This is a genomic window from Streptomyces sp. NPDC002994, from assembly GCF_040611155.1.
GTDB lineage: Bacteria > Actinomycetota > Actinomycetes > Streptomycetales > Streptomycetaceae > Streptomyces.
In genome coordinates this window covers 53,324-76,654 of the sequence record NZ_JBEXNQ010000036.1, presented here as the reverse complement: position 1 = coordinate 76,654, position 23,331 = coordinate 53,324, and the positions used below count along the sequence as shown (strand labels likewise).

General features: G+C 68.6%; 25 protein-coding genes and 1 pseudogene. 22 read left to right on the top strand and 4 right to left on the bottom strand.

Going from position 1 to position 23,331, the window contains the following annotated elements; all coding sequences use genetic code 11:
• Window positions 1-212 precede the first annotated feature (212 nt).
• Window positions 213-905 (bottom strand): antibiotic biosynthesis monooxygenase, encoded by a 693-nt coding sequence (locus ABZX79_RS33830; RefSeq protein WP_355266494.1) that lies wholly within the window; start codon window positions 903-905, stop codon window positions 213-215.
• A gap of 198 nt (window positions 906-1,103) precedes the next feature.
• On the opposite strand from ABZX79_RS33830, the gene ABZX79_RS33825 reads away from it, so the two are divergent.
• The 3 genes from ABZX79_RS33825 to ABZX79_RS33815 are packed head-to-tail and all read left to right on the top strand — an operon-like array spanning window position 1,104 to window position 3,426.
• Window positions 1,104-1,550 (top strand): nuclear transport factor 2 family protein, encoded by a 447-nt coding sequence (locus ABZX79_RS33825; RefSeq protein WP_355266491.1) that lies wholly within the window; start codon window positions 1,104-1,106, stop codon window positions 1,548-1,550.
• Window positions 1,547-2,872 carry a cation:proton antiporter gene (locus ABZX79_RS33820; protein ID WP_355266488.1) on the top strand — a complete coding sequence of 442 codons (1,326 nt, stop codon included), beginning with the start codon at window positions 1,547-1,549 and terminating at the stop codon, window positions 2,870-2,872. Before ABZX79_RS33825 ends, ABZX79_RS33820 begins: the two co-directional genes overlap by 4 nt.
• 20 nt (window positions 2,873-2,892) lie before the next feature.
• Window positions 2,893-3,426 carry a flavin reductase family protein gene (locus ABZX79_RS33815; RefSeq protein ID WP_355266486.1) on the top strand — a complete coding sequence of 178 codons (534 nt, stop codon included), beginning with the start codon at window positions 2,893-2,895 and terminating at the stop codon, window positions 3,424-3,426.
• A gap of 21 nt (window positions 3,427-3,447) precedes the next feature.
• On the opposite strand, the gene ABZX79_RS33810 is transcribed toward ABZX79_RS33815, so the two are convergent.
• The gene (locus ABZX79_RS33810; protein WP_355266483.1) at window positions 3,448-3,873 is read right to left on the bottom strand and encodes a helix-turn-helix domain-containing protein; all 426 of its coding nucleotides are present in this window, start codon (window positions 3,871-3,873) and stop codon (window positions 3,448-3,450) included.
• Between the two features lie 134 nt (window positions 3,874-4,007).
• On the opposite strand from ABZX79_RS33810, the gene ABZX79_RS33805 reads away from it, so the two are divergent.
• The 5 genes from ABZX79_RS33805 (at window position 4,008) to ABZX79_RS33785 (ending at window position 10,485) form a co-directional block, all read left to right on the top strand.
• Complete coding sequence (locus tag ABZX79_RS33805; protein ID WP_355266481.1) at window positions 4,008-4,403, top strand: pyridoxamine 5'-phosphate oxidase family protein; 396 nt, start codon at window positions 4,008-4,010, stop codon at window positions 4,401-4,403.
• 163 nt (window positions 4,404-4,566) lie between these two features.
• Entirely contained in the window at window positions 4,567-6,042 is a 1,476-nt protein-coding gene (locus ABZX79_RS33800) for an FAD-dependent monooxygenase (RefSeq protein ID WP_355266479.1), read from the top strand.
• Between the two features lie 68 nt (window positions 6,043-6,110).
• The gene (locus ABZX79_RS33795) at window positions 6,111-7,811 is read left to right on the top strand and encodes a tryptophan 7-halogenase (protein WP_355266476.1); all 1,701 of its coding nucleotides are present in this window, start codon (window positions 6,111-6,113) and stop codon (window positions 7,809-7,811) included.
• A gap of 47 nt (window positions 7,812-7,858) precedes the next feature.
• A complete protein-coding gene (locus ABZX79_RS33790; protein WP_355266474.1) occupies window positions 7,859-9,391 on the top strand; it encodes an FAD-dependent oxidoreductase in 1,533 nt (510 codons plus the stop codon).
• Window positions 9,392-9,450: 59 nt separating this feature from the next.
• Window positions 9,451-10,485 carry a methyltransferase gene (locus ABZX79_RS33785; RefSeq protein ID WP_355266471.1) on the top strand — a complete coding sequence of 345 codons (1,035 nt, stop codon included), beginning with the start codon at window positions 9,451-9,453 and terminating at the stop codon, window positions 10,483-10,485.
• A 61-nt stretch (window positions 10,486-10,546) separates the two neighbouring features.
• Here the strand turns inward: ABZX79_RS33785 and ABZX79_RS33780 are convergent, their stop codons facing one another.
• Entirely contained in the window at window positions 10,547-11,164 is a 618-nt protein-coding gene (locus ABZX79_RS33780; RefSeq protein ID WP_355266469.1) for a TIGR03086 family metal-binding protein, read from the bottom strand.
• 64 nt (window positions 11,165-11,228) lie between these two features.
• Here ABZX79_RS33780 and ABZX79_RS33775 point away from each other — a divergent pair, with 64 nt between their 5' ends.
• The 6 genes from ABZX79_RS33775 to ABZX79_RS33750 all read left to right on the top strand — a co-directional run bounded on the left by ABZX79_RS33775 (window position 11,229) and on the right by ABZX79_RS33750 (window position 17,058).
• The gene (locus ABZX79_RS33775) at window positions 11,229-12,188 is read left to right on the top strand and encodes a YafY family protein (RefSeq protein ID WP_355266466.1); all 960 of its coding nucleotides are present in this window, start codon (window positions 11,229-11,231) and stop codon (window positions 12,186-12,188) included.
• A gap of 144 nt (window positions 12,189-12,332) precedes the next feature.
• The gene (locus ABZX79_RS33770; RefSeq protein WP_355266464.1) at window positions 12,333-13,178 is read left to right on the top strand and encodes an NAD(P)H-binding protein; all 846 of its coding nucleotides are present in this window, start codon (window positions 12,333-12,335) and stop codon (window positions 13,176-13,178) included.
• Between the two features lie 558 nt (window positions 13,179-13,736).
• Entirely contained in the window at window positions 13,737-14,132 is a 396-nt protein-coding gene (locus tag ABZX79_RS33765; RefSeq protein WP_355266461.1) for a hypothetical protein, read from the top strand.
• A 122-nt stretch (window positions 14,133-14,254) separates the two neighbouring features.
• Window positions 14,255-14,716 (top strand): DUF6188 family protein, encoded by a 462-nt coding sequence (locus ABZX79_RS33760; RefSeq protein WP_355266458.1) that lies wholly within the window; start codon window positions 14,255-14,257, stop codon window positions 14,714-14,716.
• 29 nt (window positions 14,717-14,745) lie between these two features.
• Window positions 14,746-15,174 carry a DUF4240 domain-containing protein gene (locus ABZX79_RS33755; protein WP_355266456.1) on the top strand — a complete coding sequence of 143 codons (429 nt, stop codon included), beginning with the start codon at window positions 14,746-14,748 and terminating at the stop codon, window positions 15,172-15,174.
• Window positions 15,175-15,603: 429 nt separating this feature from the next.
• Window positions 15,604-17,058 carry an FG-GAP repeat protein gene (locus tag ABZX79_RS33750; protein ID WP_355266454.1) on the top strand — a complete coding sequence of 485 codons (1,455 nt, stop codon included), beginning with the start codon at window positions 15,604-15,606 and terminating at the stop codon, window positions 17,056-17,058.
• Between the two features lie 891 nt (window positions 17,059-17,949).
• Here the strand turns inward: ABZX79_RS33750 and ABZX79_RS33745 are convergent.
• Window positions 17,950-19,080 carry a trehalose-6-phosphate synthase gene (locus ABZX79_RS33745; RefSeq protein WP_355266452.1) on the bottom strand — a complete coding sequence of 377 codons (1,131 nt, stop codon included), beginning with the start codon at window positions 19,078-19,080 and terminating at the stop codon, window positions 17,950-17,952.
• A 26-nt stretch (window positions 19,081-19,106) separates the two neighbouring features.
• Between ABZX79_RS33745 and ABZX79_RS33740 the strand changes: the two genes are divergently transcribed.
• The 8 genes and pseudogenes from ABZX79_RS33740 to rfbH form a co-directional block, all read left to right on the top strand.
• Window positions 19,107-19,265 carry a hypothetical protein gene (locus ABZX79_RS33740; protein WP_355266450.1) on the top strand — a complete coding sequence of 53 codons (159 nt, stop codon included), beginning with the start codon at window positions 19,107-19,109 and terminating at the stop codon, window positions 19,263-19,265.
• A gap of 416 nt (window positions 19,266-19,681) precedes the next feature.
• The gene (locus tag ABZX79_RS33735; protein ID WP_355266447.1) at window positions 19,682-20,413 is read left to right on the top strand and encodes an NAD-dependent epimerase/dehydratase family protein; all 732 of its coding nucleotides are present in this window, start codon (window positions 19,682-19,684) and stop codon (window positions 20,411-20,413) included.
• Window positions 20,410-20,637 carry a hypothetical protein gene (locus ABZX79_RS33730; RefSeq protein ID WP_355266444.1) on the top strand — a complete coding sequence of 76 codons (228 nt, stop codon included), beginning with the start codon at window positions 20,410-20,412 and terminating at the stop codon, window positions 20,635-20,637. The genes ABZX79_RS33735 and ABZX79_RS33730 overlap by 4 nt, the downstream gene beginning before the upstream one ends.
• Window positions 20,638-20,639: 2 nt before the next feature.
• The gene (locus tag ABZX79_RS33725; RefSeq protein WP_355266441.1) at window positions 20,640-20,900 is read left to right on the top strand and encodes a hypothetical protein; all 261 of its coding nucleotides are present in this window, start codon (window positions 20,640-20,642) and stop codon (window positions 20,898-20,900) included.
• Window positions 20,901-21,005: 105 nt separating this feature from the next.
• Window positions 21,006-21,332, top strand: a complete 327-nt coding sequence (locus ABZX79_RS33720) for a hypothetical protein (RefSeq protein ID WP_355266438.1) — start codon at window positions 21,006-21,008, stop codon at window positions 21,330-21,332.
• Between the two features lie 56 nt (window positions 21,333-21,388).
• Window positions 21,389-22,219 (top strand): MFS transporter, encoded by an 831-nt coding sequence (locus tag ABZX79_RS33715; RefSeq protein ID WP_355266436.1) that lies wholly within the window; start codon window positions 21,389-21,391, stop codon window positions 22,217-22,219.
• The gene (locus ABZX79_RS33710) at window positions 22,216-22,506 is read left to right on the top strand and encodes a hypothetical protein (protein ID WP_355266505.1); all 291 of its coding nucleotides are present in this window, start codon (window positions 22,216-22,218) and stop codon (window positions 22,504-22,506) included. The genes ABZX79_RS33715 and ABZX79_RS33710 overlap by 4 nt, the downstream gene beginning before the upstream one ends.
• Window positions 22,495-23,277: pseudogene (gene rfbH, locus ABZX79_RS33705) on the top strand (lipopolysaccharide biosynthesis protein RfbH); the annotation flags it as partial. The gene ABZX79_RS33710 and the pseudogene rfbH, both read left to right, overlap by 12 nt.
• Window positions 23,278-23,331 lie beyond the last annotated feature (54 nt).

The following is a 23,331-nucleotide window of genomic DNA, read 5'->3' as shown; positions in this document are numbered from 1 at the left end:
AGGACTTGGTGGTGTGGACGGAGCCGTCCTTGGCGCGGGTGTCCATCTCCAGGGTCTGCAGGCCGGGGGCGTCCTCGGTCAGGCGGACGGTGGAGTGCGCCCGCGTCCGTGCGCGATCTCGTCCTTGACGCTGGTACTGGTACTACGAGCTTTCGCTCAGGCCCGGCGGCGGTCCGGCAGCCGCACAGCCGGCCGGACCGCCGCCGGGAGGATCACTCGCCCGCGTTGCGGGTGTGCACGACGCGGTAGGTGTTCTCGTCCTGCCAGGTCTGCACGGCGGCGACGCGCGCGTCGACCTTCTGGCGCTCCGGCGAGCGCTCCGACTCACGCTGGGCGCGGAAAGCGTCGTAGGCCTCCTTGCTGTCCCACTGGGAGTAGACGACGACGAACTTGCCCTCGATGCCGCGGGCGCGCAGGCCGCGCAGGACCGTGTGGGTGCGGTAGCCGGGGACGTCGAGCAGCCATTCCTGGGACCCGCCCAGGGCGTCGATGAGGTTCTCCTGGTCCTCCTCGGCCACGCCGAACAGCTCGATGGCCGTGTAGTCGTCGCGGTCCGGGGAGATCTCCGTGGCGCCGAGCTCCGGCTTGTGCTGGGTGAAGGCGATCTCGTTCTGGAGCAGGCGGATCGAGGTGGTGATCTCGCCGAAGAGCGGAAGCGTGCGGTGCTTGAACTCCTCGCCGGCGTAACGGGACTCGAGGTCCTCGGTGCTGCGCCACTGGATGAAGTTCGCCGTGCCCGGCTTGTCCTGGCCAGCGTGGACCGTGCTGGAGATCCAGCCCTCGTAGGCCGCGGAGTCGACGATCTCACGCATCGCGGCGAGCAGCTTGACCTGCTTCTCGTCCGCGTCCGTCGAGAACAGGTTGAGGACAGTCAGGTGCTGACCATCTGCTGCGATCTTCGGCATTCTCGTCTCTTCCGTTCGAGGAAATTGAGTTTCGAGAGCAGCATCGCAAGGAGGCCGGGCGATAAGAAGGCCCCTTCTGTTCAGGGTTATTGGCAGATTTGTCAAGTGTTTGAAGGGGGTGTCAGATGTTCCACAACTTCGTCAGGGAAATTAAAAACGGACTTGGTTACCGATTGGCGTGCGCGCCATGCTCCTTCAATGCATCCAGGCCAGGAACCATTTGAGATAAGTGCCCTGCTGGACCGGTATCTCATCGGTCTCGACGACCAAGAACTCGACGACGCATGGGCACAGGAACTCTTCACGAAAGATGCCCGGGTCGAGTTTCCCATGAGCCGGCACGAGGGCCTGAACGGGCTCGCCGACTACCACCGCGACGCGCTGGGGGCCTTCGCCGCCACCCAGCACCTGGGCTCGCCCGCGGTCGTGGAGTTCGGCGAGGCCGGGGAGCGGGCCGTACTGCGCGCCAATCTCGTCTCGACGCACGTCCACCACTCCGGTGCGGCCGCCGAGCCGCTGTTTCAGGTCGGAACCCTGGCGACCGGTGAGGCCCGCCTTACCGCCGATGGCTGGCGGCTGGCAACCCTGTCCTTCCGCGTCCTGTGGAGCCGCGGTACACCGCCGCGGCCGCAGGAGTCCCCATGACCGTCCTGGCGGCGCCCGCTGCCCAGGAGATGAAGCTCGCGATCATGCTCGCCGACATTGCGCTGGTGCTGGTGGCGGGCGCCGCAGTTGGACGGCTGGCCCAGAAGCTGCGCCAGCCCGCGGTGGTCGGCGAGATCACCGCAGGCATCCTGCTCGGCCCCAGCGTTCTTGGCCTGCTGCCTGGAGACCTGACGCAGCGCATCTTCCCCGCCGACGTCCGGCCGCTGCTGTCGGCCGTCTCCCAGGTCGGCCTGATCCTCTTCATGTTCGTAGTCGGCTGGGAGTTCGAGAAGCGGCTGATCAGGACGCATGCCGGGCTCGCCGTAGGCGTCTCGCTGTCCTCGATCGCCGTGGCCTTCGGCCTGGGGCTGGCTCTGGCCCCGTTCCTGTACCCCGAACACGCCACCGTGGCCGGGCAGGAGATTTCCTTCGCGGCGTTCGCCACCTTCCTCGGCACCGCGATGTCGGTGACCGCCTTCCCCGTACTGGCCCGGATCCTCTCCGAGAACAAGCTACTGGAGACCCGGGTCGGTTCGCTGGCGCTGGCCAGCGCCGCCATAGACGACCTGCTCGCCTGGTGCCTGCTGGCGTACGTATCGGCCCTGGTCACCGCGGACGGCGACTACTCCGACCTCGCGCGCATCGGGCTGCTCAGCGTGGTCTACGTGGTAGTGATGCTGGTGGTCGTACGACCGCTGGTGTCCCGTCTGGTGTGGCGCTGGGCCGCCTCCGAGCGCTGGTCCGCGCTGCTCGCGGTGCTCTGCGCGGGCGCCCTGACCTCGGCGTGGCTGACCACCTGGATCGGCATCCACGCCATCTTCGGCGCCTTCCTCTTCGGCTTCATCATGCCGCGTGAGCCGGCCATGGTCCTGGCGCAGCACTTGCGCAAGCCCATGGACAACGTCAGTGTCGTGCTGCTCCCCGTCTTCTTCATCGTCACGGGGCTCGGCGTGGACCTCGGTTCCCTCACCGGCGGCGACTACATCGCGCTCGCCGCGATTGTCTTCGTGGCCTGCGCGGGCAAGCTGATAGGCGCCATAGTCCCGGCGAAGCTGGCCGGGTTCTCCTGGCGGGAGGCGAAGGACCTCGGGCTGCTGATGAACACCCGCGGCCTGACCGAACTCATCATCCTCAACGCCGCCGTCAGCCTGGGCGTACTCGACGGGCGCATGTTCACCATGCTGGTGATCATGGCTCTCCTCACGACGGCGATGGCGGGTCCGTTGCTGTCCAGGCGCCGTCCGGTGCCCGCCGACCCCGAGGCCGTGCAGTCGCCGGCGACTCCCGAACCCGTCGCGGACCTGCCCCGTCCGCGCGCTTGACGAGAATTGAGAGGGCTGTCGTGATCTCCGTTTCGCAATCCACTTCCGAGCAGCTCAGTCCGGTGGACGGCCGTGCGCTGCGCACCGTGTGCGGGAACTTCGCCACCGGTGTCACGGTCATCACCTCGGGAAGCGCCGAGAACGCCGCCGGTGCCACGGTGAACTCCTTCACCTCGGTCTCCGTGGATCCGCCGCTCGTGCTCATCTGCCTCCACGAGAACTCCCGGCTGCTGCCGGTGGTCCAGGAGTCCGGCGGCTTCGTGGTGAACTTCCTGACCCATCAGCAGGAGCCCGTGGCCTGGGCGTTCGCCGGCCGCCAGACCGCCCGGATCGAAGAGGTGCCGCACCATATGTCCGCCGGTGACATGCCGGTGCTCAGCGAGGCCCTGGCCTACCTGGAGTGCCGGCTCGTCACCGAGTACGACGGCGGAGACCACGCCATCCTGCTCGGCGAGGTCGTCGCACTCGGCGCGCCCGCCAAGAAGGAGGATCCGCTCATCTTCTTCCAGGGCTCCATGCGCGAGCTGGGCCGCGAGTCGGCCCTGCAGCGCTGACGCCGACCCGGGGCCGTGCCGTCAGCGCTGGCGGGCCGCGGCCTGCTCCTCCGCCGCGTCGAACGCCTGCCGCGCCCGCTCGACCCTGGGCAGGTGGTCGGCGGCCCAGTCGGCGAGCGAGGCGAAGAGCGGGGCCAGGCTCTTGCCCAGCGGGCTGATCTCGTACTCCACCCTGGGAGGCATCTCGGGATAGTACGTCCGTACCACCAGCCCGTCCCGCTCCAGCTGACGCAGCCGCTGTGTCAGCACCTTGGGCGTGATGGTCCTGATGTTGCGGTGCAGTTCGACGAAGCGCTGGACGCCGTACTCGTTGAGGGTCCACAGGATTGGTGTCGTCCAGCGGCTGAACACGATGTCGAGGACCGGCGCGATCGGACAGGCCAGCTCCGAGGCGATCCGTTGCGCGTGCTCGGCGGCGGCGCCGCCCAACGTCGCAGGGCTTTTCATTCAGGCCTCACCTTCCGGGAAGTCACTTTCCTCTAGGTACCTACTTTATTGAGGATGGTAGCTTCCGGGAAGCCGCCGACGGCCGCTTGCAGTCCCCCTTTTCCGAAACCTCACGCCAAGGATTGGCAACGGCCATGCCCCTTCATCTGCCTCTGCCGGTCACAGCCGAGGACTTTCTCGCCGAGAACCACCTGTGCAGCCTGACCACACTGCGCCCCGACGGGACGCCGCACGTCGCGCCCGTACGGTTCACCTGGGACGGTGAGGCGGGCCTGGCCAGGGTCATGACCACGGTGACGCGCCAGAAGGCCCGCAACGTGCTGGCCGCCGACGGTGACCGGGTCGCCGTGTGCCAGTCCGTGGGGTTCCGCTGGATTACCCTGGAGGGATCGGCGACCGTCTCCACCGACCCCCCGCGGCTCGTGGAGGGGGCCCGCCGCTACACCAAGCGGTACTGGTCCGCGCCGCCGCAGCTGCCGGGCCTGGCGGTCATCGAGATCGCGGTCGACCGCGTGATGGGCATGTACTGAGGCCACCAGAGGGTGCCGGAACACGCTTCCGGCACCCTCTCGCGTGCTGTCCGTGTAGAAGCTGCCTGAGATCTGACGAAGTTCACAGAGTTCTGTATCGGAGGCCATTCAGGTTCCCCTACGCCCTCGGAATACTGGAGAAAACGCCAGTGGGAGAGGGAATATGGTCACCTATAACGCCGATGTGATTGTTGCCGGCGCAGGGCCTTCGGGTCTCATGCTCGCGGGGGAACTTCGTCTCTCGGGTCTGTCGGTCATCGTGCTCGACCGGTTGGCAGAGCCGATGCAGCAGTCACGAGCCCTCGGATTCTCGGCTCGCACCATCGAGGAGTTCGGACAGCGCGGACTCCTCAAGGAATTCGGCGAACTGGACACCATTCCCGGTGGGCACTTCGGCGGACTCCCCCTCGACTACCGCATCATCGAGGGCGGCAACTTCGGTGTCCGAGGTGTCCCCCAGTCGCGGACCGAGGCCATCATCAACAAGTGGGCCGCGGGTCTGGGCGCCGAAGTCCGCCGGGGCGTCGAGGTCGTCGGCATGACGCAGGACGACAACGGCGTCCAGGTCGAGGCCGTCGGCCCCGAGGGCGTCGAGACGCTGCGCGCCGCCTACCTGGTGGGCTGCGACGGTGCCCGCAGCACCGTCCGCCGCCTGGCCGGCATCGACTTTCCCGGCGTCGGCGCCACCCTCGAGATGAAGATGGCCGACGTCACCGGCATCCCGCTGCGCATCCGCCCGACCGGCGAAGTCGGCGAGGCCGGCATGGTGGTCGTCCTCCCGCTCGGCCCGCACGCGACCCGCGTCGTGGTCTTCGAGCGCGGTGCGGGCGTCCGCTCCACCCAGGAGCCGCCCACTTTCGAAGAGGTGGCCTCGGCCTTCCAGCGGGTGACCGGCGAGGACATCAGTGGCGCCACCGCGCTGTGGACCAGTTACTTCACCGATGCCAGCCGCCAGGCCGCCACCTACCGCCAGGGTCGTGTCTTCCTCGCGGGCGACGCCGCTCACATCCACCTGCCCATCGGCGCCCAGGGCATCAGCGCCGCCGTCGGCGACGTGGTCAACCTCGGCTGGAAGCTCGCCGCCACGATCAAGGGCCACGCCCCGGAGGGCCTGCTCGACACCTACCACGCCGAGCGCCACGCGGTCGGCGCCCGGATCATCAACAACACCCTCGTGCAGCGCACCCTTTACCTCGGCGGCCCCGAGGCGCAGCCGCTGCGCGACCTGTTCGCCGAGCTGGTCCAGATCGAGGAGGTGCGGCGCCACCTCGTGGGCCTGGTCACCGGCCTCGACATCACCTACGGCGCGGCCCCGGGTGACCACCCGCTGCTCGGCCGGCGCCTGCCCGAGCAGGAACTGCTGGTCGGCGACGAGAAGAGCACCACGTACGAACAGCTCCATGCGGGCCGTCCAGTCCTGCTCGACCTGCACGGCAGTGCCGCGCTGCGCGAAGCCCACGCGGCCTGGGCGGACCGGGTCGACATCGTCACCGCTGAACGCGCAGACGCCGACGCGCCGGCCGCCAGCCTCCTGGTGCGCCCCGACGGCTACGTCGCCTGGGCGAGCAAGGACGGCTCCGCCGAGGGCCTGACCGATGCCCTCGCCCAGTGGTTCGGCGAGCCCCGCAGCGCCGGCTGACCTTATGACGACCGGCCGGCACGCGAACCCGGACGCGCCCCATCCATCCGAGAAAGAGGAGTGCGGTCTTGCCCACCAAGGCTGAGGCTAAGAAAGTGGCCCCCGAGGCCGCCGAGTGGACCGAGTGCGACGTAGCCATCCTGGGTTCGGGCCTCGCGGGCTCGATCACGGGGGCGATCCTGGCCCGACAGGGTGCCAACGTGGTGCTCATCGACGCGGGCCAGCACCCGCGGTTCGCCGTCGGCGAGTCGCAGAACCCGCAGCTCGTCGAGTGGCTGCACATTCTGGCCACGCGCTACGACGTCCCCGAGATCAAGCACATGCTGGACATCAAGGCAGTCACCGAGCACATCGGCCCTCACCACGGCCGCAAGCAGAGCTTCGGCTTCGTCTCGCACCGCAAGAACCGCGAGCCGGACCCACGTGAGGCGAACATGTTCGTCATCCCGAAGATGCTCACCGAGGCCGTGCACCTCTTCCGGCAGGACACCGACTCGTACTACCTGAACGTCGCCGCCAAGTACGGCTGCACCCTCAGGCAGAACTGGTTCGCCACCGACCTCGACTTCGACGACGACGGCGTCACGGTCACCGGCAAGAACGGCGAGGTGTTCCGCGCCAAATACCTCATCGACGCGAGCGGCTTCCGCTCCCCGCTCGCGCAGAAGTTCGACCTGCGCGAGAACCCGCCGCGGCACAAGCACCACGCGCGCTCGCTGTTCACGCACTACGTCGGCGTCAAGCCGTACGACGAGGTGTGCAACTACCCGGAGGCGCTGCGCCCGCCGGCCGGCTCGCCCTTCCACGGCGGCACCCTGCACCACCTCATCGAACGCGGCTGGTTCTGGATCATCCCGTTCGACAACTACAAGGACTCCAAGAACCCGGCCTGCAGCGTCGGCCTGACCTTCGACGAGCGGCTGTACCCCAAGCCGACGGACATGACGCCGGACGAGGAGTTCAACCACTACCTCGACATGTACCCGGCGGTGAAGCGCCAGTTCGACGGGGCCAAGCGGGTCCGCGAGTGGGTTTCCACCGACCGCATCCAGTACTCCTCGAAGCAGACCGTGGGCGACCGCTGGTGCCTGATGTCGCACGCCGCCGGCTTCATCGACCCGCTGTACTCGCGTGGTCTGTCCAACACCTTCGAGGTCGTCGACGCCCTCGCCTGGCGGGTGCTGGACGCGCTGCGCGACGACGACTTCAAGGCGGAGCGCTTCGAGTACGTGGAGCAGCTGGAGCAGGGCCTGCTGACGTACAACGACAACATCGTCAACGCCTCCTACATCGCCTTCGACCACTTCCGCCTCTGGAACGCGGTCTTCCGGGTGTGGGCCTGCTTCACCACCCCGGCCACAATGCGGCAGATCATGGCGCGCCAGAACTTCGAGCTGGACGGCGACGACCGCCACTTCAAGAACATGGAGAAGGCCCCGTACACGGGCCTGTGGTGGCCGGACAGCCACGCCTTTAAGCACCTCTTCGACATCACCGTCGAAACCTGTGAGCGGTACGAGGCGGGCGAGATCGACGGCGACAAGGCCGCGGACATCGTCTTCCAAGCCATCCGCGACTGCGAGTCCGTCAACACGCCATTCGGCTGGAAGGGCCCCGAGGACCACCGGTTCTTCCGGGCCACCACCCCCACGATGATCAAGTTCATGTGGTGGGCGAGCACGTCCGGCCCCAAGGAGATGCGCGACCTCGGCCGCTCCATGCTCGCCGGCGTCGTAAAGCAGGGCCTGCGCGGCCGCAAGGTCTCCTGACCGCGATCCCCTTCCATCCTCCGCGAGAACGGACACCTGGACCTCACATGATCACCCGTAGAACGATGCTGGGCACCGCCGCCGCCGGGGTGGGCGCCGCCCTGCTTCCGCAGGCCACGACGGCTGCGGGGGCGACGGCCTCCACGAGCTCCTCGACCCCCTGGTGGTGGCTCGACCTGCAGATGGACGGCCGGCTGGTGCTGCCGTCCCATGCCGAGTACCCCGTCGCCAAGCAGCTCGAACTGGCCCAGTTCGACGTGATCAACCCTCAGGCGATCGCCTACTGCAAGACGCCCGCCGACGTGTCGAACGCGATCCTCTTCGCTCAGAGCGAGGGCCTGCACGTCGCCGTGCGAAGCGGTGGACACAACTACGCCGGTGCCTCGACCACACAGGGCCTGGTCATCGACGTGTCCGAGATGAACGCGATCAAGTTCGGCACGAACACCGTGACGATCGGTCCCGGTTCCCTCAACATTGACGTGCTGAACACCCTGGCCGCCAAGGGCCTGTCCCTCAGCAGCGGCGGCTGCCCCACGGTGGCGGCCGGCGGCTTCCTCCAGGGCGGCGGGCTCAGCTTCATGACCCGCAGCCTGGGCGTGGGCTGCGACTCGGTGCGCTCTGCCCAAGTGGTCCTGGCCAACGGCAACACCGTCACCGCGTCGGCCACGAAGAACAGCGATCTCTACTGGGCGATACGCGGGGGCGGCGGCGGCAACTTCGGTGTCGTCACCTCCTACGAGCTCACCCCGCACGTGATCGGCCCGCTGCTGGTCTCGTACCTCTTCTTCCCCTACGAGCGGTCGGTCGAGGTCCTCGACGCGTCCACCCGCTGGCTCGTGAACGCGCCGCGTTCCATCTCCGGCGGCGCCTATATCACCCTGCCGGACGCCGCGCCGGGCGCCGTGCCCACCACCGTGGTGACCCTGGTCTCCCGCGGCACGTCCGCCGAACTGGCCGCCGAGACGGCACGGCTGCTCGCCATGACGGGCCAGCCGGTCGGACGGCAGGACATGACCACGTCCTACCGCGATCTGATGCTGAACATCTTCGGCTGCGGCAGCCTGAGCCAGGACGCGTGCCGCCGCTCTGAGAAGACCACCACCGGCCAGCTCACCAGGCCGGCCTTCGGCGTGGAGCGGATGCGCATGGTGTCCCAGCCCTTGCCGCAGAGCGGCTGGGCGGACGTCATGGCGGCCTTCGACGCGCACCAGGCCGCCGGCCAGCGGCGCACGCTGGAGGTCCACTGGTTCGGCGGCGTCGCCAACGACGTGGCCGCCAGCGCGACGGCCTACCCACACAGGGACACGCTCTTCTGCGTCAGTTACCGGTCGACGACCGCCGATGCCGCGAACGCCACTCCCGAGGGCAAGGCCGTGGCGCAGCAGTGGGTCGACGGCGGGTTCGCCGCGGTCAACCCCCACTCCAACGGCGGAACGTACGTGAACTACATGGACCCGGCCCTGCAGGACTGGAAGCAGTCCTACTACGGCGCCAACTACTCGCGCCTGGTCACAGTCAAGAACAAGTACGACCCGAAGCGCTTTTTCAACTCCCCGCACTCCGTCGGCGCTGCCTGAGGAGCCCGCGTCGGCCCCACACCCGCACCGTTCCCCACAGACAAACGCAACGAAAGGCTGTGACCGTCTTGCAGTCCGCACCCACCCAGATTCCCCCCTTCGCCCGGATCCTGCAGCTCGCCATGTCGAGCTGGGTCGCGGCGGCGGTCAGCGCGGCCGCCGAGCTCGCCGTGGCCGACGCCCTCGCCCAGGGGCCCCGCGGCGTCGAGGACCTTGCCAAGGAACTGGACGCCGACACCACCAACCTCTACCGGCTGCTGCGCACCTGCGCCGACATCGGGCTGTTCGAGGAGCAGGAGGGCCGTGTCTTCGCCCTCACCGAGGTGGGCCAGGCACTGCGCAGTGATGCCCCCGACTCGATGCGGAACTTCGCCCGGTGGGTCGGCCTGCCCGCGGAGCGTTCCACCTGGACGGGCCTCGCCGAGTCCGTGCGGACCGGCCGCTCCGTGTTCGAGACCGTGCACGGCAAGCCGGTCTGGGAGTACATGCGGGACAACCCGGAAGTCTCCGAGGTGTTCGACCTGGCCATGACGGACACCTCCTCGCAGGTGACCACCCCCGTGGTGAAGGCGTACGACTACAGCTCCTTCCGCAAGGTGGTGGACGTCGGCGGCGGCCACGGCCAGCTCCTCGCGGCCATCCTTTCGGCCAACCCGCAGGCGCAGGGCGTGCTGTTCGACCAGCCGGAGGTCACGGCTGGCGCGGGAGCGGAGTTCGAGAAGGCCGGTGTACAGGACCGCGTCGAGATCGTCGGCGGCGACTTCCTGGCGTCCGTGCCGGAGGGCGGCGACGCCTACCTGGTGGTGAACGTCCTCCACAACTGGGAAGACAAGAAGGCCGAGATCATCCTCTCGCGCATCCGAGAGGCGATGGCGGATGACGGCCGCGTGCTGCTCGTCGAGGTCGTCATGCCAGCGGACGGCGACGAGGGGCTGACCGTCAAGCTGATGGACCTCAACATGATGGCCCACGCCGACGGAGTGCAGCGCAGCGAGGCCCAGTACGCGGAACTCTTCGCGAAGGCCGGCCTGAAGCTGTCCCGCATCCTCCCGAGCGGCGGGCTCTGCAGCATCGTCGAGGCCGTCCGCGCTTGAGCCGGGGGTACGCCGCAGGGCCGCCGGGCAGATACCCGGCGGCCCGGTGAGGCCCCGCCCATCAGGGGCGGCGGCCGTACCAGCCCACGAGCTTGTCGATGTCGGGAGCGTCTTCGCGCACGTCGACCACAGGACCGAACGGCACCTGGCCGCCGCGGGGCTCCGCGGGCACGGCCCGGTGCATGTGGGCCAGCGGCGCCGCGAGAACCTCCGGGTCCCACTCGGGGGACTGGCTGGTGGCCTTGGCCAGGTCCCAGGTGTGCAGCACCAGCTCATTGGTGTAGATCACCGCGCCGACCACACCCGGAACCGGGCCCCACGGCAGGCCGATCTGGCGCCCGAGCACGGCGGGGTCGGACCACACAGCGTCGAACTCCTTCGTTGCCTGGGCCCACGCCGCGGCCCAGGCGCCGTCGGCGACGTCGTCGGCGAAGTGCGGAACGCTCATGAACGAGCCGCCCGCGCCCAGTACGGCGATCCGACGCAGTACCGACACGAGGTGGTTACCCATGTCGCGGACCGAGTAGTCGGGACACGGGGTGGTGGTGTCGTACTGGTCGGGGCGCACTGCGGCGAGGGTGCGTCCGACGAGTTCGACGGCCTTGAACAGACCACCGCGCGGGTCGGTGGCGTCGGGGGAGGAAGAGGTGGGGGAGGCGGAATTCGCATTCTCAGTCATGTTTTCATCGTCCACGCCAAATAGGCCCTCTTGTGTCCTATTTTAGAAAAAAGATTAATTAGGGATGACCGTCTTGAAGGCTGATCGTCTGGTGGCGACCCTGCTGATGCTCCAGGCGCGCGGGAGGGTGACGGTGGGTGAGGTGGCGCAAGAGCTCGAAGTGTCCGAACGCACCGCGCGCCGCGACCTGGAGGCCCTCGGCACGGCTGGCGTCCCCGTCTACTCGCAGCGTGGCCGGGGCGGCGGGTGGAGCCTGATCGGCGGTGCGCGCACCGACCTCACCGGCTTCACCTCGCGCGAGATCGGGGCGCTCTTCCTGGCCGCCGGACCTCTGTCGGCCTCGCCCGAACTGCGAGCGGCGCTGCGCAAGCTGTGGGGGGCCGTGCCCGCCCCGATGCGGCCGCACGCCGAGGCGGCGGCCAAGGCGATCGTCATCGATGGGCTCGACTGGTCGCGTACGGCGGCGGACAGCAGCGGACCCCACCACCACGCCCTGGAACGGGCGGTGCTGGGCGGTGAACGGGTCCGCCTCGGCTACACTGCGCACCCCGACAGGACGCCCAGTGAGCGGACCGTGCACCCGCTCGGCCTGGTGTCCAAGGCCGGCTGCTGGTACCTCGTGGCCGGCACCGAGGACGGGCCGCGTACCTTCCGGGTCAGCCGGGTCACCTTCGTGGAGCCGACAGGCGAACCGGTGCGGCGTCCCGAAGGCTTCGAACTAGCCTCGGCCTGGCAGGACTTGGTCGCCGAGGTGGAGCAACGCCTGAGCGCGACGACCGTGCGCGCCCGAGCCGACCTGGACGCCGTGCCGCTGCTGCGTCGGCTGTTCGGCGGCCGGCTGCGCACCGGCGAGATCCAGTCTGACGGGCGGGTCGAGTTCGCGGCCGACGGTCCGTCGGTACAGGACCTGGTGGCCCGTCTGGCAGGCCTCGGCCACCGTGTCGAGGTCCTCGATCCTCCCGAGGCGCGAGAGTCTCTCGCACGCCTTGGGCATTCACTGGCCGCCGTCTACGGCAGGAACTGAGTGATAGTCACTTTCCCCTAGGTACCTACTATGTTGAGGATGCTAGCGTCCTGGAAGTGACGGAGCAGAGCACCGTCAGGCCAGACGGCGCAGCTGCTCGACGGCGGTAATTTCACTCAATGCCCATTGAATAGGGAGCTGTTCATGATTGTTGTCACCGGAGCCACCGGTAACATCGGCCGCCCGCTGGTCGCGGCGCTCGCCGAGGTGGGCGAGGACGTCGTGGCCGTCTCGCGGCGCCCGCTGCCCTCCGGCCTTCCGGACGGCGTCCGTCACGCCCAGGCCGATCTCGGGAATTTCGCGAGCATGAAGCCGGTCCTCGAAGGCGCCGACGCCTTCTTCATCCTGCTGGCCGGCGAGCTGAACGGTCCCGGCGAGAGCGCGACCGTGCTGCTCGACCTGGCCAAGGAGGCCGAGGTCAAGCGGGTCGTTCTGGTCTCTTCCCAGCTCGCCGGCACCCGTTCCGACACCGTCTCGCACAACCGCCTCCGCGAGTTCGAGGCGGCCGTGCGCGAGTCCGGACTGGACTACACGATCCTGCGCCCAGGCGGTTTCGCCTCCAACGCCTTCGCCTGGGCCGAGTCGGTCCGCGGCCAGCGCTCGATCTTCCACCCGTTCGGCGAAGTCGCGCTGCCCGTCGTCGACCCGGCGGACATCGCCGCGGTCGCTGCAGTGGCGCTGCGCGAGGACGGCCACTCGGGTCAAACGTACGTGCTGACCGGACCTGAGGCGATCACCCCGCGCCAGCAGGCCGCGGTGATCGGCGAGGCCCTGGGCGGGGACGTGACCTACGTGGAGCTGACCCGTGAGGCCGCCCACGCGCACCTGGCGCAGTTCATGCCAGAGGACGTCATCGGCGGCACCCTGGACGTCCTCGGTTCCCCGCTGCCCGTCGAGCAGCTGGTTAGCCCGGACGTGCAGAAGGTCCTCGGCCGTCCGGCCGGCTCCTTCGCCGGTTGGGTCGAGCGCAGCCTGCCGGCCTTCAAGTAGGCCGCCCGCCAGGGGCGCGCGGAACGCCGCGCGCCTCAGGCGAGCCCCAGACCACCGCCGGAGTCGTCTGCTGCCCATCCCCCGCGACAGCAGGCGCCCGGCGGTTTTCGCCGTTGCGGCCCGGCGACACCACGCACCCGAGGGGGGTCTGTCCAACGAACAGCTCTGTCTCACATCCGGTGGTAATGGGCAGTGGTGGAGGTGATGGGTAGGCCTACCGATCACGGAGTCGCAGGTCCGTACGGTGGACTGCTCGTTCCATGGAATCGGCCGGTCTGCGCAACGGCCACCGATGTGAGCCGGCCGCTCGGAGGCGGCAGCCCCACTTCAGCGCCATCCGCGCGTGAACCATCCAGGTCAGAGCCCAATCACACTCACTGCAACCCACGACGGCCGGTGCTCACGGCCCGTGACCACCGGATGTGAGACAGAGCCGTTCGTTGGACAGACCCTACCTCCGAGGACTTCGAGGAAGTCTGGGGTCCTGCCCGTCGGCAGATCGCATCCCGACCCAGCTGACCTCTCAGCCCCGCGGAGGCTTCTTGGCATCATCTCGACATGCCCCCGCCCCTTCCCCGCACTGTCCTAGCCGTCAACACCGCTCAGTTCCTGGACCTGGCCCAAGAGGCCGCCATGCACGGCTTCAGCCAGCGCCGCCCGGTCGACTGGCTCCAAGAGCACCTCGCCGCAGAGGCGACGCACTACCTGTTTCCTACCCTCGTACAGCGGCTCACGCACCGTCCCGAGATGCCGCTGCAGTGGAGGTGCCAGCAGCTTCTGACCGTCAGCACCGGCGAACAGATCTGGGGTCTGCTCGACATCCTTCCCGGCACCTTCGACAAGCTCCCGGAGACCTTGGACACGGCGTCCAAGAAGGACATCGTAAGCCGCATCGAGCAAGCAGTGACCGTGCGCGAGTGGGGGGAACGGATGGCTGCCGATGCAGGTTCGTGACGCCCCCGGGCAGCTTCTGCGGGACCTCCGGGGGAGATGAGAGTCGCCTGCTCAGCAGAGGGTGCCGCCGAGGAGGAGCAAAACCCCTTGGCGCCTGCGACGGAGTGGACCATGGTGCGGTGATGAGCACTGAAGTGGAACCGATCGAGCATGAGGACCGGTGGGTCCTGAACCTCCGAGGCCTGAGTGTCGCCAGGATCAGCATCGACTTTCGGCTGACGCTCGCCCTCGATGCGGGGTGGGAAGTCGTACTGGAAGCACCGGCTCGGCTCTCGGCAGGGTCACTCCACACCAGTCCTGGCCTGCCTCTGACGCCGGAGTCTCAGGACGTGGCTGCGGCTCTTCCCCTGTTCGGGGCGAATGCCCTGTCCGCGGTTGCGTTCAAGTCCGGCGTCCTGCGGATGGTGTTCGACAGCGGCACGCATCTGACGTGTTCGGCCGACACGTCGTTCGAAGCCTGGCAGATCACAGGACCGCGAGGATGGCGCTTCGTACGCCAGATGTTCGGACGAGCCAAGCTCCCCCTGCTCCGCATGCGTGTCCTCCTTACGGCAGCAGGAAACAAGGGGACACCGCAGCCGTAGTGTCAGACTGGTGCGTCATGCTCACCGGCATGAACGAAGACGCCTTCTGGCAGCTCATCGAAGAGTGCAGGCCCACGGGACCGGACCCTGACGCCGAACGGCTTGCAGCTGAATTGACCGACCGCCTTGCCCAGTCCCCGCTGTTTGTGGTCACCGGCTTCGCCGCACAGCTGTCATGGATGCTCTACCGTCTGGACCGCAAGGAACACGGAGAGGGCCTGTCCGGCGACGCCTTCCTTTACACACGCTGCGCGGTCGTCGCCGCCGGCCGCACCGCGTTCGAAAGCGTCATCGAAGATCCTGCGGACTTTGTCCCGTACGCCACCGACCACATCTGGGCCGAGAGCCTGCTCTACACACCGGACCATGCATACGAACGCATCACCGGCGAGAAATGGGACCGCAACACCCGCTACTCCTATGAGTCGTACTCGAACACCGCGGGCTGGGCTGACTGAACGCCGTCGCTCACGTCTAGTGACGAAGTCGAACCACCTTGATCGTCCTCACGGAATTTGTGCCTGATCCTCCTAGAGATCAATGAAGCCAGCCTGATCAGCGTTGAGACCCCGAGTTACTGCGTCGACGGCTCGGTGCGCTGCCCAAGGGCGCTGTGCACTAACAGTGCGGCGTTCGCAGCGCCCGACATCTCGGTGGTGAGTTCGACCAGCCGAGTGCGGAGCTTTGACGGCTTGCTCACTCGCAGCAGGGACGTGGGGGCAGGGAGGGCCGGGGAAACTTCCGTCACTCGTACAACCATGGTTGCGCATCGACAGTCTGGGATACGTCACCGCTGCGCGAAGCCCAGGTGAACGACGGGCTAACGGGCGGGCGCTCCTTCTGATTCCGGATGCCCCCGCATCCCCGCACGCCCAGAGGACACCTACATGTACAGACGCATACGACTCGCCCTTGCGACCACGGTCGCCGCGGCGTTGACTGGTGGTCTCGTGGCCGGGGCGGCTGCCCCGGCCGCTGCTGTCACCGCTGCCGGTAACGGCCTGCACGGTGACTTCAACGGCGACGGCTATCGTGATGTCGCGATCGGCGTGCCCGGTGGCACGGACGGCAATATGGGCGCTGGCTGGGTCGGTGTCGTGTACGGCACGTCCGCCGGTATCGACCCGGCCAGGCGGAAGGTTCTCACGCAGGGCGGGAGCGTCAATCCTGGCACGCCCGAGGGTGACGACCTCTTCGGTGCGAGGCTGTCCGTCGCCGACTTCGACGGTGACGGTTTCAGCGACCTCGCGGTCGGTGCACCCGGTGAGGATCTCAGCCCGAACGCCGATCAGGGCACGGTCACTCTGTACTGGGGCGGTCCGAGCGGACTGGGCACATCCGCCGTGCTCGTCAAGGACCCGGTGCCGAGGGACGGCAACAAGTTCGGCGGCGCACTCACCGCAGGGGATTTCGACGGGGACGGGGACACCGACCTCGCCTCCTACAACGCCCTCTTCTCCACCGTCTCGGTCCTCAACGGGCCGTTCACCCGCACCGGCACCTGGGCCTCCGCCTCGACCGTGCCCCTGCCGGAGACCTCGCAGTACGCCACCGGCTACCTGTCCTCCGGAAACGTTTCCGGCGACGCGGCCGACGACCTGGTCGTGCAGTACCGCCCGATGCGCGGTGGCGCATCCCGCGCCTGGTACTTCCGGGGTTCCACTTCCGGTGAAGGGCTGGTCCAGGAGGCCGTGCTGCCCTCCTCGCACACTTCCGCGGTCGGGGACATCGACAAGAACGGGTACGCCGACATCGTGGTGGCCGACGCCTACGGGACCACCGGCCTCGGTGGGACGGTGACGGTGCTGTACGGCAGCTCCGCCGGCCTCGGCACGAGCCGGGCGGCGACTGCCCTGACTCAGAACTCGTCCGGCGTTCCCGGCTCCTCGGAGAGCGGCGACCGGTTCGGGGCCTCCCTTTCTGTCGCTGACGTGACCGGCGACGGTTACGGGGATCTGGCCGTCGGGCTTCCCGGCGAGGACCTCGGCAGTCTCGCGGACGCGGGATCGGTCGTCCTGCTGCGCGGTTCAGCGAACGGCATTGCCATCAGCGGCAACCAGAGCATCACCCAGGACACATCCGGGATCCCGGGCACGGCGGAGAGCAAGGACCAGTTCGGCTCCTTCGTCCTGCTGTCGGACATCAACAACAAGGGCAGGGCCGACCTCACGGCCTCCGCGATCGGTGAGGCGGTCGCCGGCACGACCGTACGCACCGGTGCCGTATGGCGGCTCCGCGGCGCCGGCACCGGTCTCACCGGCACCGGCTCCAAGAGCTTTGGCTCCTACGAACTCGGGCGTGCCCGTGAGGACCAGACGTTCGGGCAGGCGTTGGGCGGATAACGCCGCCGGGGCGGCCGGAGAGCCGGTGCTCCCGGATCGGACGCCGAAGCGGGGCGGCCGCCGGCGGGACCACCGGGAGGTGATCGACGCGATCGCTTGCCGATCGCGTGGGTCATGTCCGGCGCGCCCTCGGTGCTCAGCAACGGCCATACCGGGAAGGCGGAATCGGCGTTTCTCCAGGGCCGTGTCCAGCGACGTGGGATCACCGAGATTGCCGCGTACTGCCTGCACACCTTCCGGGAAGTCCGCCTCCCCTGTCACCAGCGTCCGCACGGGCATGCCCCCCGGCGTGCAGTGGGGGCCACCACCGCGCTGCCGGCTTTTCCCGTCGTGCCGCTCATCAGGATCCTGGTCTGTGTCATCAAAACCTCCTCGTCTCGCCGTTCGTTGACGCGGCTCTCGTTCGTCAACCAGGGTTCGGGTCAAGGACCGGCCGGCCGGAGCGGCCGTCAGGTGCTGTGCCCACTCGTAACTGGAGATGGGTACGCCCCCTTAAAGGTGTGGCCTGGCCTGGGAGTTGTTGACTGGTGGGTTCCGGGGCGGTGTCCGGCTTCTGCCGTGGCCGGGGTGGTGGCGGTTCATGGTGTCGCTGCCAAAGGAGTTGGAGGCGGCGGAGGCCGCGGCTCGGCGGGTGGTGGAACTTCGGGCGGAGGCTGCTGAGTTGGCCGTCCGGTGGGAGCGGGCCAGGCAGGGTCTGTTGCGGGTGGTGATGGTGGGGGTGGCCGTCGTGGGGGAGGCTGTCGTGGGGGTGTTGGGGGAGGTGTCGGTGGTGGGGCGGGAGTCGGTGTCTGGGTGTCCGTCCCGGTCCGCTTTGCCGAGGCGTGTGTCTGGGTGAGCGGTGGCAGTCCCGGGTCGGTCCGGGTCGCCTGGCGGACTGTGTTCTGGCCGGTCTTATGGGGTCAGTGTTGTGAGTATTTTTCTGAGCCATTGGTGGGGTGGCAGGGCGTGTGCTCCTTTGCGTAGTCGCTTCAGCCGTTCTGCTCGTTCGGCTGGAGGGAGGGCGAGGCTCTGGGCGATGGTGTCCGCGAGCTGTTGTATGTCGAGGGGGTCGACGAGTGTGGATCCGTCGGCGAGGTCGTCGGCGGCGCCGGTGTGCTGGGACAGGATCAGTGCGAGGTTGTGCCGGCTGAGTACGGCGGCTTCTTTGGCGACGAGGTTCATTCCGTCGCGTACCGGGTTTACTACCATCACGTCGGCCAGGGTCATCGCTGCCAGTGCGCGTGGGAAGTTGTTACGGGTCTCCAGCACGATGGGCTGCCAGCGGTTGGTTCCGAAGCGCTGGTTGATGGCGCCTGTCAGCTGGTCGACGTGCGCTGCGAGGTCGCGGTAGGCGGCCAGTTCGCTGCGTGAGGCGTAGGCGAGTACGTAGTGCACCAGGGATCCGTGCTGTTCGGGGTGCTGTTCGAGGAAGCGGGCGTACGCCGTAAGGCCGCGCACGATGTTCTTCGAGGGTTCCATCCGGTCCACGCGTACCACCAGCCGGGCGTCCCCGGTCAGGGCACGCAGCTGCTTCTGGTGCCCGGTGACGTCGGGCGACGCGGCCCGGCTGTGGAGGGACGCCGCGTCCACGCCGACGGGGAAGGAGCGTACCTGTGACCACCGCCCGTCGGGTCCGCGTACGGCTTGGTGTGCAGGGTCGGTGCGCAGGCCCAGCTGTTCGCAGCAGGACATGAATGCCTCGGCCCAGCGCGGCACGAGGAAGCACACCAGGTCCGCGCCGAGCAGACCGTTGACCAGCTCGTGCTGTATGTCGTCGGGGAGTGCGGCGAAGTGTGGCCAGTCCGCCCACGGTGTCATTGTGCAGTGTGCGCTGCGCAGGTCCGGGCGCAGCTTTCGCAGCCGGCGGGCTGTGAGTGTGAGGTGGTAGTCCTGGAGCAGCACGGTGGCGCCGGGTGCGGCGGCCTGGGCGCACGCGGCGGCGAATGTGTCATTGACGCGGCGGTAGGCGTCCCAGTGTGCCCGAAGCTCCGTGCCGAAGGTGATCGGTGTTCCCGTGGGGGCAGATGGTGCTGGAGGAACCACAGCAGTTCGCTGGAGATGGTGCGGTAGTGGCTGGTGAAGTCGGCCGGGTCGATGTCGAGCAGGCGTACGCCGATCGGCCCCTCGGGCAGGTCGACCACATCAAGATGCTGTGGTGGGCGCAGTTTACGGGTGTATGCCCGGTCCTCGTCGGTGAGGGCGGCGGCGACCCATATCCCGCCGTGTGAGGCGAGTGCCGGGCCGAGTACGGCGATCAGTCCGCCCGATCCCCGGTGCACTGCCACGTGTCCGTCGGCGCCGGTGCGCCGTTCGACCGGGCCGCGGTTGGAGGCGATCACCAGCTCGGCACGGCCCTGCTGTGTGGTGTCCATCGTCTGGGAGTTTTCCCTCCGGTTTAGGTTCCCTCCGGCCGCTGGCCACGCTGCGTACTGCGGTGGTGGCGACTCTTCGCCGGGGGGGAGGGGAAAGTGTATGCAGGTGCAACAGGCCTTCTGGCAGGGCGAGTTGACAGAGGAGTGATAAGGATTCATCAGAGATGGGGCCCAGACCTTCAGGACCTGGAAAGGTCGATGGCGGCCGGTTCGCGCCGCGCTTACGCTCACCTGCGTTCGGAGCACAGCTCCCCACAGACGCGAGGTGCCGCATGGACCCCATGGTCGATTCCGCGGGTGGCCGGCTGGACCCGGTGGATCCTGAGACCGTGTCCCCGCAAAGCCTGTCCGCCTTCCGGGACTATCTGGCCGTACGCCACCGGACGATCCGACTGCCTGATCAGGCCGCGCGCCGGCGCATCGGCAGCCGTACCGTCCTGGTGACCGGAGCGGCAGGCTGTATCGGGCGGGCGTTGCTGCGTGAACTGCATTCCTACGCCCCGGCACGCATCGTCGGTGTGGGGTTGGAGGAGCAGCCCCGTCTGCCGGATGCAACCCAGTACCACTGCCTCGATATCCGCGACGGCCCCGGGCTGACCGCGCTGCTGCGTCAGGTGCGGCCCGATCTCGTCTTTCATCTGGCGGCACAGCGCGACCCGGGCCTGGCGGAGCGCGAGGCCGCGCTGACCATCACCACCAATGTGCTCGGCACGGCCCATGTCATCGAGGCGTGTGCCGCCGCCGGCACCGGACAACTGGTGTACGCGTCCACCGGAAAGGCTCTTCGGCCCTACACCAGCGATGTCTACGCCCAGAGCAAGCGCACCGGGGAGTGGCTGGTCGCCGATGCGGCGGCGCGCGGGATTGTGCCGGGTACGGCCGGGACACCTCTTTCTACGTGCAGTCGGCGCGCGAGTCGGCCCAGTTGCTGCTCACGGCGGCGCTGGCGCCGCTGGATGCGCAGTTTCGGCTGTATGCCATCCATGACCTGGGCTGGCCGGTGAGCCTGCTGGACCTGGCGCTGGGAACAGTGGCCGAGCAGGGCAGGGCCGTGCCCGTCAAGGTCGTCGGATACGAGCCCGGTTATGAGGAGCAGCCTTACCCCGGTCTCTACGATCCGCGCTACTCCGGTGACGTAAGCCCTCTGATCAACAGTCTGGAGGCGCGCCGAACGCGTACCCGCTGCCCGGCGGCGACGTCGACTGCGCCTCGGGCCGGCCAGAGCTGACCTTGGAACTGCGTGCGGGCTTCGAGCGGCTGTCCCGGTTGTGTACCCACTCGAGCGTCGAGGATGAGATACGTGGCGTCTTCGACACGCTGGGCTGGTCTCTGCTGAACCACGCGATCGCCGGTGCGCCGCCGGGCTCGGTGCGTCGCATCACCAGGATCACAAGGCCGTACCGTGCCCGCATGACGCCCGAGCACCTCAGGATCGACGACCTGCTGCGCAAGCACGAGGAGTCTTTGCAGACGCCGGCGGAGGTCGTGTGATGTCCCGGGGGGGCCGGGCCGGCGGGCACTGCGCGGCCGCCGGGCGCGGCCGCGCCGACCGCCGCCGCCGCCGAACGGAGCACGGACCGTACGCGGGCACCGTATGTGCCCAGGGTTCTGCTGGCCGCGCAGGCTGTGGGTGCGCTGGGACTGGCAGCCGGAGGAACGGCCGGAGCGCTGATGGCCGAGGACGTCCTGGGATCGGCGGCGTTCACGGCGCTGCCGCTGGGGCTGCTGGTGCTGGGATCGGCTCTGTCCGCGCCGCTGCTCACGGTGTTGATGCGCCGCCGCGGGCGGGCCGCGGGACTGGCCGCCGGATACGCCCTGGCCACCGCGGGTGCCGCTGGGGTGATTGTCGCGGCTGCTGTGGCCAGCCCCGCAGCGCTCCTGCTGGGCGCAGTCTGCTGCTCGGCGCCGGCAACAATGCCGTGATGCTCGGCCGGTACGTGGCCGCGAGCAGTGCGCCTGCCGGACATACCGCACGTGCCATGAGTAGCGCGATGACCGCGGTCACCGTCGGGGCGGTCGCCGGCCCGGCGCTTTTGGGCCCCGCGGGTGCGGTGGCACGGGCCCTGGGACTGCCGGAGACCGCGGGCCTGTACCTGCTGGCCGCTGTCGCCTTCCCGGCCGCGGCCGTACTGACCCTGCGGCTTGACCTGCGGCTGTGGAACGCCGCCTCGCAGGCCGGCGAGCATGCCGCGGGCGGTGGTTCGCCGGCGCGAGGCCGTGGCGGACAGGGGGGCGGCCCCACGGTTTGGGACGGCCGCCGAAGGGGTGGGGCGGCCCTGGCGCTGCTGCTGCTGGGCGTGGCGAATCTGACCATGGTGACAGCGATGGGCGTCACACCGGTGCACCTGCACGCCCATGACTGGCCCCTGGATTCGGTCGGCCTGCTGGTGGCCGCTCATGTCGCGCCGATGTTCGGCCCCTCGGCCGTGTCGGGGCGCCTGTGCGACCGTTTCGGCGCCAGGAGCGTGGCGCTGCTCGGCACTGTCGTCCAGCTCCTGGCCCTGCCGCTCATCGCACCCGCGGGAACGGGCAGCACCTGGATGGCCGTGCCCGGACTCCTGCTGCTGGGCCTGGGCTGGAATCTGCATCTCATCAGTAGCAGCGCGCTGGTGATCCAGCGCAGCCGCGGCGCGCGCCGTCACCGGGCGGAAGGGATCGGCGAATCGGTCATGGGTATGGGCGCGGTCGCCGGGACGCTCGGCCTTGCCGGCCCCCTGCTCACCATCGGCGGACTGCCCCTGCTGTGCCTCACGCTGGGCGCTGTGACCCTGCTGGCCTCGCTGCCGCTGCTCAAAGAGGTGCGCCGGTGAGCGCGAGGGCCGCACCACGCGGCCGTGCACAGCACCGCACGCAGGCCGTCCTCTTCGACTTCTCCGGCACGCTGTTCGACGACACGTCAGTGATCAGGGCTGAGCGCCTGGTCGCCCAATGTGCCCTGCGGGGCGGGGCGTTGGACACCGCACGGGCCAAGGAGCTGTGTGCGGGCATCCTCGCGGCACTCGATTCGCCCGAGGGGCAGGCGCGGCGCGTGAAGGCGGACCTGTCGGCCGGGCGGCACCGCAGGGTGTGGACCGGCCTTGCCGACCAACTCGCCTAGGAACACAGCCTGTTCCTGATCGAGGACAACTGCGACGCGGTCGGCTCGACGTATGACGGGCAGCTGACCGGCACCTTCGGTGACATCACGACCGTCAGCTTCTATCCGGCCCACCATCTGACCATGGGGGAGGGCGGCTGCGTACTGACCTCGAACCTGGCCCTCGCGCGGATCGTGGAGTCCCTGCGCGACTGGGGCCGGGACTGCTGGTGCGAGCCGGGCGAGACCGACAAGTGCCTCAAGCGGTTCAAGTACCAGATGGGCACGCTGCCCGAGGGCTACGACCACAAGTACATCTTCTCGCACGTCGGTTACAACCTGAAGGCGACCGATATCCAGGCCGCCCTCGGACTGACCCAGCTCGACAAGGTCGACGAGTTCTGCGACGCCCGCCGCCGCAACTGGCGCCGGCTGCGCGACGGCCTGGAGGGCGTACCGCACCTGATTCTGCCCAGGGCCACCGAACGCAGCGACCCGAGCTGGTTCGGGTTCGCGCTCACAGTGGACCCCGAGGCACCGTTCAAGCGGGCGGAACGGGTGCAGTTCCTGGAGGACCGGAAGATCGGCACCCGGCGGCTGTTCGCCGGCAACCTGACCCGCCACCCGGCCTACATCGATCAGCCGCACCGCGTTGTCGGGGACCTGACCAACAGCGACATCATCACCGAGCAGACCTTCTGGGTCGGCGTCTACCCGGCACTGACCGACGAGATGCTCGACTATGTCGTCTCGTCGGTGAAGGAGTTCGTGGGGGGCCGCGCACGACCGTGACCACTACCGCAGTGACCGAGCACACCGGGGCAGCGCCGCAGCCGCGGCCCAGGG